Consider the following 13199-nt stretch of genomic DNA (forward strand, 5'->3'; position numbering starts at 1 on the left):
GGGCGGTGGTGATCCGCCGGACAGGCCCTAGGCGGCCGGGTAGCGGTCGAGCCACGCCGGGCTGGCGCCCGAAGGCCCGTGCAGGGCCGGCGCCTGCGTCATCTCCATGGCGAAGTCGTCGGCGAGCTGGAGCAGCGTGGCGCGCCCTTCCACCTCGGCGATCCACGCGGGCGGCAGCGCCGTCTCCCCGTGCTGGACGCCGAGCAGATTGCCGCAGACGGAGCCGGTGGAGTCGCTGTCGCCCGAGTGGTTGACGGCGAGCAGCAGCCCGTGGCGCACGTCCTCGGCGACCAGGGCGCAGTAGACGCCGATCGCCAGCGCCTCCTCGGCCGTCCAGCCCTCCCCCAGCGCCTCCACGCGCTGCGGCGACGGCATCCCCTGCCGTACGGCGCCCAGGGCGCCCTGGAGCGCGTCCGTCGTCTCCTGGTGGCCGGGGCGGGCGCCGAGCAGGGCGAGGGCGTGCTGGACGGAGCCGTCGAGGGCCTCGCCGCGCGCCAGGCCGTGCACGATGACGGCGAAGGCTCCGGCGGCGAGCTGCCCGGTGGGGTGGCCGTGGGTCTGGGCGGCGCACTCCACGGCGAGCTGGAAGACGAGCTGCGGTTCCCAGCCGACCAGCAGCCCGAAGGGCGCGGAGCGCATCACGGTGCCGCACCCCTTGGAGCCGGGGTTCTTCGGCTCCTCCAAGGTGCCCATCCGGTCGTCGGACAGGCCGCTCAGGCACGCCTCGCCCGGCGCTCGCCGCGCGTAGAGCCACTCCTCGCGGGCCAGCCAGCCGGTGTCCTTGCGGCGCTCGTCGGGCCCCCACTCGGTCTGGGTGGCCGACCAGCGGCGGTAGGCGCGGTGGATGTCGGTGGGCGGGTGCCAGGCGCCGGTGTCCCGGCGCACCTGGGCTCTGATCAGGCCCTCGACCGTGAACATCGTCATCTGCGTGTCGTCGGTGACCGCGCCGCGTCTGCCGTACGCCGGAACGTAGTCGGTGACGCCGTCCGTGCCGTGATTGCGCTGGATCGCCTCGAACGACTCGAACTCGACGCCCGCGCCCAGCGCGTCCCCGATCGCCCCGCCCAGCAGGCAGCCCCGCACGCGGCTGCGGAAGTCCTGCTGCTGCGCGCGACCCCAGACAGCGGTCAAAGCGGTCCCCTTCGATCAACCCCGATCCGAACCCGTTCTGCGCCAGCACGATAGCCGACGTCACCAGGAGCGGAAGGGGGCCCTGGGGTTGGTGACGCCTGTCCGCGAACGGTGCCGGTCCGATCGGATACGACCCGACGCCGGAAATGCTCTGACGCGCGACTCAGGGTGTCGGACTCGGGTGCGGGAGCCGGGTCCACGCGTCGGGCCGCGCGACTCGGGCGGAAGGCACACATACGCGGCTCACGTGCGCGAGAAGACGCCGATGGCGTTGGCGACCGGGCGCTCGACGCCGCCCGACGGGTGGTTGCGTACGGTCACCGCCGCCGCGCCGGGGTCGCGGGCGACCAGCGTCGTGGAACCGCCGCCGTCGAGGTTCACCGCCGAATCTGCACCCAATTCCCTCATGACGGACGCAAGTTCCGCGACGGTCAGGCCCGCGCCGGACTCGGCGGAGCCGTCCAGCGCCAGCAGGTACAGCGTGCTGCCCGACGCGTCGAAACCGGCGGCCGTACGCGTGGCCGCCGTCGTGGTGTCCAGGCCCGCGAGCGGCTGTCCGCCGCGCAGGACGGGGAAGCCGCCGACCGCGAAGACGTACGGCACGCGCGAGAGCGTCGGGGTGAGGCGGCTGTCGACCTCCGCGCGGTCGCCCACGCGCAGGGCGCGCAGTGTGTCGGCGCCCGCGTCCCGGCCGAGCAGTACGGTGCTGCCCGCGGGAATGGCTCCCGCGCCGGGCGCCTGCGCGACCGCCGCGACCCGCCCCTGACGTACCGTCACCTCGTAGGTGTCCGTGCTGCATCCGGCGCCGCGCGAGGTGTCCGTGCCGCAGACCGCCCGCTGCCGGGAGACCGTCCCCCAGTCCGCCGTGTACGCGCCGACGCCGCCGACGGGCAGCGCGTACTGGTTGTAGCCGCCCAGCGGGATGCTCCCCCGCGGGGTGCGCACCGACCCGCGCAGGTCCAGCCGGTCGAGCCGCAGCTTGCGGTCCTTGCCCATGCCGAGCACGTCGTGCGTGGTCTCCCCCGGCGGCATCGCGGGCCCGAAGCGCTGGCCGTCGGGCACGGCGGCCTTGAGGTCCCGGCCGGAACCGATCTCCGGGCCCACCGAGGAACCGGTCGGCGCCACGCCGGGGTGCTGGTCCTCGGTGATATTGAAGAAGTCGCCGTTCACCGCGCCCACCGCCTGCCGGTCGTCGGCGAGCCCCGACACCGCCTGCCGCGCCGCCACCGACCCCGGCGTCAACAGGTCGAGCCGCGTACGGGATTCGCGCAGATCCACCGCCAGCACATGCCCGTGCACGGTCCCCCGCGAGGCCGCCACCGAGAACTCCCGGTACTCCACGCCCGGCCCGAGCCGCTCCACCCGCTCGTACGGCGGCCCGCCGCCGGTGCCGCTGTCCGCCGCGACGGCCGACGCCCCCGCCAGTCCCCCGGCGAGCACCCCCGCCGCGACCGCCAGGGCCACGCCCGCCCGCCCGCTCCACGCCACTGCTCCCCCAAGGGTGTCTCAGGCCCCGTGTATCCCACAGGACTCCACCACCCCCGCACTCCCCGCACCGGAACACGGTGAAACGCGGCCATGACGGTGGTGCGAATTCACCCCTCAGGTGCGCGGCGGGCGTCAGTCGCCCAGGACCGGGAGGAGATCGGGGAGGTGGCCGTCGGAGGCGAGACCGGTGGTGATGCGCTCTTCGGGGACCTGACCGTAGAGGGTGGTGCGCTGGCGGGAGGGGCGGCCCGCGGCCTCGGCGATGGCGACGAGGTCGCGGATGGAGCGGTAGGAGCCGTAACTGGAGCCCGCCATACGGGAGATGGTCTCCTCCATCAGCGTGCCGCCGAGGTCGTTGGCACCGGAGCGGAGCATTTCGGCGGCGCCGTCCGCACCGAGCTTGACCCAACTGGTCTGGATGTTGGTGATGTGCGGGTGGAGCAGCAGGCGGGCCATGGCGGTGACGGCCCGGTTGTCGCGGGCGGTCGGGCCGGGGCGGGCGATGCCCGCGAGGTAGACCGGGGCGTTGGTGTGGATGAAGGGGAGGGTGACGAATTCGGTGAAGCCGCCGGTCTCCTTCTGGATCTCCGCGAGCAGCCGGAGGTGGCCGAGCCAGTGGTGGGGCTGGTCGACGTGGCCGTACATCATGGTGGACGAGGACCGTATGCCCAGCGCGTGGGCGGCCTTGACGACCTCGATCCAGGTGGCGGTGGGCAGCTTGCCCTTGGTGAGGACCCAGCGGACCTCGTCGTCCAGGATCTCGGCGGCGGTGCCGGGGATGGAGTCCAGGCCCGCTTCCTTGGCGGCGGCCAGCCAGTCGCTGATCGACAGGCCGGTGCGCGTCGCGCCGTTGACGACCTCCATCGGCGAGAAGGCGTGCATGTGCATGCCGGGGACGCGGGCCTTGACCGCGCGCGCGATGTCGAAATAGGCGGTGCCGGGCAGGTCGGGGTGGATGCCGCCCTGCATGCACACCTCGGTGGCGCCGACCTGCCAGGCCTGCTCGGCGCGGTCGGCGACCTGGTCGAGGGAGAGGGTGTACGCGTCGGCGTCGGTGCGGCGCTGCGCGAAGGCGCAGAAACGGCAGCCGGTGTAGCAGACGTTGGTGAAGTTGATGTTGCGGGTGACGATGTACGTCACCTCGTCGCCGACGACCGCGCGCCGCAGGTCGTCCGCGATCCGGCACAGCGCGTCCAGGGCGGGGCCGTCCGCGTGCAGCAGGGCCAGCGCCTCGGCGTCGGTGAGCCGGGTCGGGTCGTCGGCGGCCACCGACAGGGCCTGCTTGACGTCGGCGTCCACCCGGTCGGGGACCATGCCGGGCGCGGCCTGCTCGCGCAGTTCGGCCCAGTCGCCGTACACCTCGTCGAAGTCGTCGCGGCGGTCGGCCGTACGTCCTTCGGTGTCGATCGTGCGGTGCAGGTCGGTACGGCCCGTGGCGGCCGAGGTGAAGCCCTCGTCCGGCTCCTGCCACGGGCGGCCCACGACCGGCGCGTCCTCGTCCGCCAGACCGGTGGCGGGGTCGGCGAGCGCCGTGACGTGCGGGATCAGGCGCGGGTCCAGCCAGGGCTCGCCGCGCTGGACGAACTCCGGGTAGATGGTGAGGCGTTCGCGCAGCGCGAAGCCCGACTCGGCCGTACGGGCGGCCAGTTCGTCGATCTGCGGCCACGGGCGCTCGGGGTTGACGTGGTCGGGGGTGAGCGGGGAGACGCCGCCCCAGTCGTCGATGCCGGCCTCGATGAAGCGCGCGTACTCGCCGTCCACCAGATTCGGCGGCGCCTGGATGCGGGCGGACGGGCCGAGCACGATCCTGGCCACCGCGATCGCCGCCGCCAGCTCCTCCAGCTCCGCGTCCGGCATGCCGCGCATGGCGGTGTCCGGCTTGGCGCGGAAGTTCTGGATGATCACTTCCTGGATGCCGTGGTAGCGGCGGGCGGTCCTGCGGATCGCGAAGAGCGACTCGGCGCGCTCCTCGTACGTCTCGCCGATGCCGATGAGGATGCCGGTGGTGAACGGCACGTTGGACCGGCCCGCGTCCTCCAGGACCCGCAGCCGTACGGCGGGCTCCTTGTCCGGCGAACCGTAGTGCGGGGCGCCCGGCTCCGACCACAGGCGGGTGGCGGTCGTCTCCAGCATCATGCCCATGGACGGCGCGACCGGCTTGAGCCGCTGGAGGTCGGTCCAGCTCAGCACGCCCGGGTTGAGGTGCGGCAGCAGGCCCGTCTCCTCCAGCACCCGCACCGACATGGCCCGTACGTACGCCAGCGTGTCGTCGTAGCCGTGCGCGTCCAGCCACTCGCGCGCCTCGGGCCAGCGCTCCTCGGGGCGGTCGCCGAGGGTGAACAGCGCTTCTTTGCAGCCCATTTCGGCGCCGCGCCTGGCGATGTCCAGCACCTCGTCGGGCGACAAGTACATGCCGTGCCCTTCACGGCGCAGCTTGCCGGGCACGGTCACGAATGTGCAGTAATGACATTTGTCCCGGCACAGCCGGGTCAGCGGAATGAAGACCTTCCGCGAATACGTGATGACGCCCGGCCGTCCCACCGCTTCGAGGCCGGCGTCCCGCAGCCGGGCCGCGGTGCCCGCGAGTCCGGCCAGGTCCTGGCCACGGGCTTGCAGCAGGACGGCGGCCTCGCCCGTGTCCAGGGCGACACCTTCGTCCGCGCGGTGCAGGGCGCGGCGCATGGCATTGGCGGTGGGCGTCGGCGAAGTCATTCTCCGAGGATAGGCGGCCCCGCCGACAATTCGCTGGGGGCTCAGGCCGTCTTCGGCCCGATCCCCCTGTCGGCAATATCACCCGGAGATCGGACCGTCCGAGGAATACTCCGGCTACAAATACTGCGCGTAGTCGTCGAGCGCCCGCAGCACCTCGTCGGTCCCGGCCGGCGGGAGCTGGACGACGATCTCCTCGATGCCGAGGTCGCGGTAGTACGCGAGCTTGCCCGCGTCCGGGCGTACGGCCGTCGGCACCACCTCCGGGCCCTTCTCCCCGCGGCCCGCTTCCCGCCACGCGGCCCGGAGTCGGGGCAGCGACTCACCCAGACCGCCGCCGCCAATCGGCATCCACCCGTCCGCGTAATCCGTCACATGGCTGAAGAGTTTCGGGCCCGCCGCGCCGCCCACCAGGGTGCGCACCCGGCCGCCCGCCGGTTTCGGATACGCCTGGCTGGCCTGCACGGACGCGAATTCGCCCGCATAGGCGACGGGTTCGGCCGCCCACAGCGCGCGCATCGCCGCCATCCGGTCCCGTACCAGCTCGCGGCGGCGTCGCCAGTCCACCCCGTGGTCGGCGGCCTCCTCCACATTCCACCCGAAGCCCACCCCCAGCGTGAACCGCCCGCCCGACAGGTGGTCGAGCGTCGCGATCTCCTTCGCCAGCACCACCGGGTCGCGCTGCGCCACCAGCGTGATCGCCGTCCCCACCTCCAGCCGCTCGGTGACCGCCGCGACCGCGCTGAGCGCCACGAACGGGTCCAGCGTCCGCCCGTACTCCTCCGGCAGCGGCTCCCCCGCCGGATACGGCGTCGCCCGCGACACCGGAATGTGCGTGTGCTCCGGCAGATAGAGCCCGGCGAACCCGCGCTGCTCCAACTCCCGCGCGAGCCGCACCGGCCCGATGGTCTGATCGGTCAGGAAGATCGTGACGGCGATCCGCACGGGCACCTCCGGTGGATTGTCGACGGATACCGGGTGTGAACGTACATCTCAGCCGTCCGAGGTGGCGGCCCTGAGACCGCGCCGGTCGGTGAGGACTTTCTCCCAGGCCGCGAGTGACCGGTCCCGGTCCGTCCAGAACTCCCGCCGGGGAACGGCGGCGTCGAGGCCGCGTACCTCCAGCCAGCGCTGGGCGATCTCCCCGAGGCCGGGGTGACAGTCCTGTTCCTCCACATGGCTGATCAGCTCCTGCCCCGCGGCGAGGACCTCGGCGTCCGTGCCTTCGACGGCGGCGAGGAACAGCTTCACGGTCAGCACCATCCACCGGTCGGCGCCGCCACCGCTGCGCGCCAGCATCTCCTCACCGTTCGTCAGAAGTGTCAATACCTCCGCGGCCGGTTCGCGCCCGGTGCGTGCCGCCGCCCGCCAGATCAGCGTCTGCGCCACACCGACCGGCGTTCCGACGTCCTGGTTGACCTCATGGGCGTGCTCCAGCACCGTCTCGGCGTCCAGCGGACGGGCCAGCGACAGCACCATGCCCAGGTGGCGGTAGCTGGTGTCGCGGGACATGCCCGCGGCGGCCAGTTCGGCGTCGTCAGCCACCTTGCGGAGATATCTCTCGGCCGCCGCGAAGTCCCCCTGCAGAAAACTGAACTGGCCCAGGAGATCCTGGGACTGCGCGCGGCGGAAGCCCAGGGGGCTGTCGCAGTGGGGCAGCGCCCAGGTCTGGAGCCGCCGTCCGTCCCCCCGGAGCCATTGGATCCAGGCCAGGTCCTTCTCCGCGTTCTCCCGCAGGGGTCCGGGCTCGGCGGCGACCTCGGCGGTCAGCCGTTCCGCCTCGGCGTACCGGCCGAACTCCTCCAGCGTCTTGGCCAACCGGTGCGAGATGAAGAGGCGTTGGTACGGTCCGAGGCCCGGATGGGCCAGCGCCGCCTCCGTCAGCGACAGGGCCGCTGTCCGGTCGCCCGCGCTGCGCGCGGCCATCCCCTGGCAGGTGAGCGCCAACGCTCCGGCGGGGTGACTGCCGGACTGCACAGGCCAGTTCCGGGTCCCGGTGAGCACCGCCCCGAGGCCGCACAGGTCGACACCGTAGGCAAGGTCGTACAACCAGTCGGGGACACGGCTCGTGTTCAGTGTGAGGAGCCCGGCGGTGGTGAAGCCCTCGCCCAGTTCGCTCCTGTCGGTCGACGTCGGATTTCTGACCCCGCCGCGCAGCCGATCCCGGAGGTGTTCCAGGACTCGTTCGGCCGCGCCGCGCCACTCCTCTTCCGACCAGGCGTCGTCCGTGTTCCCGTCGTGGAGACGGACGGCGTTGCGGACGTACTCGTCCACGGTGTGTGTCAGCCATCTCGACGAATCGCTCTGCACCAGGGGGCGTTCGAGGAATCGCCGTACGACGGCGTCCGCCACGCTCGGGACCGCCGCCCTCAGCACGTCGGCGTCGAAGCGCTCGGCGAGAGAGGCGGCCCGCAGAAGCGCGCGCTCTTGCGCGGACAGATCACGCATCACACGGATCACCATCTCGGCGAAAGTCCCTCCGAATTGTTCCACCGCGGGGACGCGGCCTTCCGCGCTCAGTTGGTCGAAATACTCGGCCGACAACTCCAGATACAGCGGTACCCCGCCTGCCGCGTCGACAATCCGACGCCGCAACGGTGCCGGAATGGCGGGCTCCCCGTCCCTCGTCAGGCGAAGCCGCAGGTAGGTGTCGGCGTAGTCCTCCTCGAGCCCCGACAGCCGGTGCTGCATGGCCGGAAGCGTGCCGGGGTCGGTGACCAGACTCGGCCAGTAGTTGGGCCCTGAGTAGTGGATGGCCGGGTGATGACCGTCGCCCCAGGTCAGCCGGTTCCGCCCCGTGATGAGGAACAGTACGTTCGGCATCAGGTAGACCAGCCGGGCCAACCGGTCCTCGAGCCCACCCGCTTCCCGGCGCCTCCCGTCGACCCGCTCGAACGTGTCGAAGAAGATGACGACGTCCAGGGATTTCCTACGGCGGTACTCGGCCAGATCCCAGGACAGGAGAGCCGGCAGGAACGGCAGCATGTCCGCAGGCGACTCGACATCCAGCAGTTCGGCGAATCCGGGACATTCCGCGAGCAGCCGGTCTTTGCGCAGATGCTCGCGGATCCTGCCCACCAGAATTCCCGCGGCCCGCCGGGCCACACCCGCGAGCGGTATCGGGCCGAGCAGCGCATCCAGTGTGCCGTCCAACTGTTCGGCCAGCGACAGGGATTCGCCGAGCCTGCCGAGCGAGGAATTCCGCGCTATCGCGGCCTCAAGAGGGACACCCGGATGGCAGCGCCGCCAGTACACGGCGAAGGCCAAGTCGAACGCGGGGCAGGAACGCATCACCTCACCGAGCGTGCCCCGCACGGCGATCACCGCGGTCTCCAGATCGGCCAGGGAGCTGTCCTCCAGGTCGATCCGGCAGGTCACGCGCTGTTCAGGACCGTCCGCCGACGCCCCGTCCAATTCCCCTTCGCGTAATCGCCGTTCCAACTGCCGGGACAGCGTCGACTTCCCGATTCCGCCCAACCCGTAGAGGACGAGGACATTGTGCCGAGGCGGCGCCGACGAACCGGCAGCGGCGGGATGGTCTCGCAGCCCCCGCAACGCCTCCTCGAACGCCGTCACATAGCGGACACGATCGACGAATACGTCACCCACGGTAACGGGTGATGTTCTCCGCTGATCGAAGATCCGGTCGAGTTCCATCGCGTCGGCCCGTCCCTCCCCGGCCGAGCACTGCCCGGCCAAACGGTCGCAGTTCCCCCTCCGGGCAGCCTAGCTTCAGTGAACGGCTCAAATCCAGAGCGTTATCGGCGCATCACTGAGCGCGTCCGGTACGCGGTACGCCCTTACTGGCCGTCGGCCTCCCGAAACGCCGACGGCACCGTCACGCTCGGAGGACTACCAGGCGCCGTGGTGGGCGAGGCCCAGGGTCAGGGCGGCTGCCGCGGTGGCGAGGAAGACGATGCCGCCGAGGATGTCGCGGGAGCCGACGCGGAGGTGGGCGGTGACGGCGCCGATGAAGTAGAGGATGAGGCCGCAGGCGGCGAGGGTGCCGAGGACGGGGACGGCGAGCCCGGCCAGCAGGCCGACCGTGCCGGCGGCGAGCAACGCGCCGAGGACGGGCACCCACTTGCGGGGCAGGCCCTTCATGTCGGCCTGGGTCTTGGGGTATTCGTGGCCGATGAGGTAGGTGACGGCGGCGGCGCCGTTGAAGAGGGCGCCGAGGATGGTGACCGTCAGATAGGCGGCGAACACGGCAGCTCCGCTTCTGTGCGTGACACGTCGGGGTGACACCTCGTACGGGAAGGCTAAGGCGCCCCCGCCGAGCGGGAGTTGACCGTGAGTCGCACGCACTTGGCACGGCGTGAACCGCGCGGGCGGCTACGCGGCGTTGACCGTCAGCACGATCTTGCCCCGTACGTGGCCCTCCTCGCTGAGGCGGTGCGCCTGTGCGATGTCGGCGAGGGGGAACGTCCGGGCGACGGGCAGTGAGAAGCGGCCCGCCTCGATCAGCGGGCCGATCTCGGTGAGGACGTAGAGGGCCCGGCCGCTGTCACCGCGGCTGAAGGTGACGCCGTGCTCGCGGGCGCCGAGGAAGTCCGCGAGGGTGACGACGTGGTCGGGGCCGCCCGCGAGGGCGATGAGTTCGGGGAGGGCGCCGCTCCCGGCGACGTCGAGGGCGGTGTCCACGCCGTCGGGGGCGAGCGCGCGGACGCGGTCGGAGAGACCGTCGCCGTACGAGACGGGTTCGGCGCCGAGCGAGCGGAGGAAGTCGTGGTTGGCCGGGCTCGCGGTGCCGATGACGCGGGCGCCGCGCGCCACGGCGAGCTGCACGGCGGCGGCGCCGACGCTCCCGGAGGCGCCGTTGATCAGGACAGTGCCGCCGCGGACGCCGAGCTGGTCCAGGCCGCGCGCCGCCGTCTCGACGGCGGACGGCAGCGCGGCGGCCCCGGCGAAGTCGAGCGACGCCGGGATCGGCGCGTAGAAGGAGAGCACCGCCAGCTCGGCCTGCGCGGCGCCCTCGGCGCAGAGGCCGAACACGCGGTCGCCGACGGCCACATCGGTCACCCCTTCGCCGACCTCGTCGACGACGCCCGCCGCCTCGTACCCCAGGGTCTGCGGAAGCTCCTCGTCCATGAGGCCCTTCCGCTTCTTCCAGTCGCTCGCGTTGAGTCCCGCCGCGCGTACCGCGATACGGATCCGGCCGGGGCCCGGGTGCGGATCGGGAAGGTCCACGACCTCCAGGACCTCGGGTCCCCCGAACCGGCTGAAACGGGCCGCCTTCATCACTTCGCTCCGATCTCGGCGCACGGGGGCAGGAGGGCGGGAGCCAGGGGTGCCGCGAATGCCGCGCGTACGCGCCAGTCTGTCAGTCCCGCCGGGCCCGGGGCCCAGGACCGGAGTCCGACGCGACGACGGATGCGAAGACCGACGGGACGACCGACGCGACGACCGACGCGGACCGGCGGCCGTACCTCAGTGGTCCCACGCGCGGGGCCTGCTCAGCGCCTCCCACTCGGGGCGGAGCAGCGAGAGGACAGCGGCGTCGTGGCGGCGGCCCCGGTGCTGGCACCAGGAGCGGCGCACGCCCTCGTGGACGAAGCCGGAGGCGGCGAGTACGGCGAGCGCGGGCGTGTTGGTGGTGTGGGTGACGGCCTGGAGGCGGTGCAGCGGAAGGTCGCCGAAGGCGAGGTCGATCAGCGCGTCGAGGGCGGCGGTGGCGTGGCCGCGCTCGCGGTGGGCGGCGTCGAGCAACAGGTACAGCTCGGCGGTGCCGTCGGCGAGGTCCTGTTCGATCAGGGCGACGTGCCCGATCGGGGTGCCGTCCGGCAACAGGACGAGAAAGTCGTCGCGGTCGTTGTCGTCGATGTCGCGCTCCACGCGCTCGCGCAGCCAGGACAGCGGGCGCGGCCAGATGCCGATCTCGTGGGTGGCCACCGGGTCCGCCCGCCACTCGTGCAGCAATTCGGCGTCGTCCGCCTCCAGCGGGGTGAGCGCGACGCCCCGCCCGCGCAGCACGGGCACCCGCCGCCGCTCGCCCTCTTCTTCCCCGTCCTCGGTCACGCTCGCATGCTAGGGAGCCGACGATCGTGTCGGCGACGGGATTTCGGCCCCCGCGCACCGCCCAGCACGGCAGCGCCCAGCATGGCACCGGCCGCGCGGCCCCCCGCCGGTCAGGGGGTGGTTCGGACGGTTGCCGTGTCGCGGCCGGATCTCAGGACGGTGCCGGGGACGGCGCCGGTGACGGTGTCGTCGCGGATCGTCTCGACGCCGTTGACGCGGACGCTGAGGATGCCGGTGGCGCGGGAGTCGAGGCGGGGGCTGTCGCCGGGGAGGTCGTGCAGGAGGGTGGCGGGGCCCGCGTCGATGCGTTCGGGGTCGAAGAGGACGAGGTCGGCGGCGTTGCCCGGGGTGATCACGCCGCGGCCGCGCAGGCCGAAGAGGCGGGCGGGGTCGGCGGTGAGCATGCGGACGGCGCGCTCCAGCGGCAGGAGTTGACGTCCGCGCAGGCAGTCGCCGAGGAAGCGGGTGGTGTACGGGGCGCCGCACATCCGGTCGAGGTGGGCGCCCGCGTCGGAGCCGCCGAGCATGACGTCCTCGTGGTCCCAGGTGCGGCGGCGCAGCGCCCAGGAGTCGGGGTCGTTGTCGGTGGGCATCGGCCAGAGCACCGTGCGCATGCGGTCGTTGGCGCAGATCTCGACGATCGTCTCGAAGGGTTCCTGCCCGCGTTCGGCCGCGATGTCGCGGACGACCCGCCCCGACACCCCCTGATTCGCGTCGCTGTACGTGTCGCCGATCACGTAGCGGCCGAAGTCGGCGAGGCGGCGGAAGACCCCGGCCTCGGGGCTGGCGGCGCGGCGCAGCATCTCGGCGCGTACGGCGGGCTGCCGCAGCCGCGCGATGCGTTCGGGGACGGGCAGGGCGAGGATGTCGCCCCAGCCGGGGATGAGGTTGAGGGCGCAGAAGGTGCCGAGCGACATGTTCATGGGGGTGAGGATCGGCATGGTGAGGGCGACGATCCGGCCGCCCGCCTTGCGGGCCCGCTCCGAGGCGAGGAGTTGGCGCGGGACGCGTTCGGGGACGGCGGCGTCGATGGTGAGGACGTTCCAGTTGAGCGGGCGCCCGGCGACGGCGCTCATCTCCACGAGCAGGTCGATCTCCTCGTCCGCGAACTGGTCGAGGCAGCCCGCCACGATGGCCTCGATCTGGGTGCCCTCGTGTTCGCCCACCGCCCGTGACAGGGCCAGGAGTTCGTCCGGCCGGGCGTGCCGGGACGCGACCGGCCGTCCGTCGCCGTCGGAGTGCGTACTGGACTGCGTGGTGGAAAGGCCCCAGCCGCCGGCTTCCATGGATTCGTGGAAGAGCCGCAGCATGGCATCGAGTTGGTCCCGCGTGGGCTGTCCGCCGACCGCGTCGGCGCCCATCACGTGGCGGCGCAGCGCGCAGTGGCCCACCATGAAACCGGCGTTGACGGCGATCCGCCCCTCCAGGGCGTCCAGGTAGTCGCCGAAGGACGACCACGTCCAGTCGACGCCCTCTTCGAGCGCCGCCAGCGACATGCCCTCGACCTTGGACATCATCCGCCTTGTGTAGTCGGCGTCTTCGGGCCGGTCGGGGTGGAGCGGCGCGAGCGTGAAGCCGCAGTTGCCGCCCGCGACGGTGGTCACGCCGTGGCTCATCGAGGGCGTGGCGAAGGGGTCCCAGAAGAGCTGGGCGTCGTAGTGGGTGTGCGGGTCGACGAAGCCGGGGGTCAGGACGAGGCCGGTGGCGTCCTCCTGGGAGCGCCCGCTCTCGCCGAGGCCGCCGGGTTCGGCGACGGCCGCGATCCGGCCGCCGCGCAGCGCCACGTCGGCGGTACGGGAGGGCGCGCCCGTGCCGTCCACCACGGTGGCGCCCTTGATCACATGGTCGAACAC

The 13199-nt window shown here is 72.4% G+C and carries 9 protein-coding genes; all 9 read right to left on the minus strand.

The window, feature by feature from the left end; all coding sequences use genetic code 11:
• Window positions 1–27: 27 nt before the first annotated feature.
• Window positions 28–1131 carry an ADP-ribosylglycohydrolase family protein gene (locus ACIO6U_RS07400; RefSeq protein ID WP_355337713.1) on the minus strand — a complete coding sequence of 368 codons (1104 nt, stop codon included), beginning with the start codon at window positions 1129–1131 and terminating at the stop codon, window positions 28–30.
• Between the two features lie 243 nt (window positions 1132–1374).
• A complete protein-coding gene (locus ACIO6U_RS07405; RefSeq protein ID WP_401716383.1) occupies window positions 1375–2619 on the minus strand; it encodes a phosphodiester glycosidase family protein in 1245 nt (414 codons plus the stop codon).
• Between the two features lie 132 nt (window positions 2620–2751).
• A complete protein-coding gene (locus ACIO6U_RS07410; RefSeq protein ID WP_391043257.1) occupies window positions 2752–5331 on the minus strand; it encodes a bifunctional FO biosynthesis protein CofGH in 2580 nt (859 codons plus the stop codon).
• Between the two features lie 114 nt (window positions 5332–5445).
• Window positions 5446–6273, minus strand: coding sequence for a TIGR03619 family F420-dependent LLM class oxidoreductase (locus ACIO6U_RS07415; protein WP_391162410.1), 828 nt, complete (start codon window positions 6271–6273; stop codon window positions 5446–5448).
• Between the two features lie 48 nt (window positions 6274–6321).
• Window positions 6322–8937 (minus strand): hypothetical protein, encoded by a 2616-nt coding sequence (locus tag ACIO6U_RS07420; RefSeq protein ID WP_401716388.1) that lies wholly within the window; start codon window positions 8935–8937, stop codon window positions 6322–6324.
• Between the two features lie 243 nt (window positions 8938–9180).
• Window positions 9181–9537, minus strand: a complete 357-nt coding sequence (locus ACIO6U_RS07425) for a DoxX family protein (protein ID WP_391043251.1) — start codon at window positions 9535–9537, stop codon at window positions 9181–9183.
• A gap of 126 nt (window positions 9538–9663) precedes the next feature.
• Complete coding sequence (locus ACIO6U_RS07430) at window positions 9664–10569, minus strand: NADP-dependent oxidoreductase (RefSeq protein WP_401716391.1); 906 nt, start codon at window positions 10567–10569, stop codon at window positions 9664–9666.
• 189 nt (window positions 10570–10758) lie between these two features.
• On the minus strand, window positions 10759–11346 hold the full coding sequence (locus ACIO6U_RS07435; RefSeq protein WP_401716394.1) for a GNAT family N-acetyltransferase: 588 nt from the start codon (window positions 11344–11346) through the stop codon (window positions 10759–10761).
• A 110-nt stretch (window positions 11347–11456) separates the two neighbouring features.
• Window positions 11457–13199, minus strand: a complete 1743-nt coding sequence (locus tag ACIO6U_RS07440; RefSeq protein WP_401716396.1) for an amidohydrolase family protein — start codon at window positions 13197–13199, stop codon at window positions 11457–11459.

The organism is Streptomyces sp. NPDC087422 (genome assembly GCF_044744145.1).
In the GTDB taxonomy this organism is placed as follows: Bacteria; Actinomycetota; Actinomycetes; order Streptomycetales; family Streptomycetaceae; genus Actinacidiphila.

Excerpts from the sequence above, each read along its gene's own strand:
- ACIO6U_RS07410 (WP_391043257.1), bottom strand. The coding sequence starts at position 5,331 with ATGACTTCGCCGACGCCCACCGCCAATGCCATGCGCCGCGCCCTGCAC.
- ACIO6U_RS07430 (WP_401716391.1), bottom strand. The coding sequence starts at position 10,569 with ATGAAGGCGGCCCGTTTCAGCCGGTTCGGGGGACCCGAGGTCCTGGAG.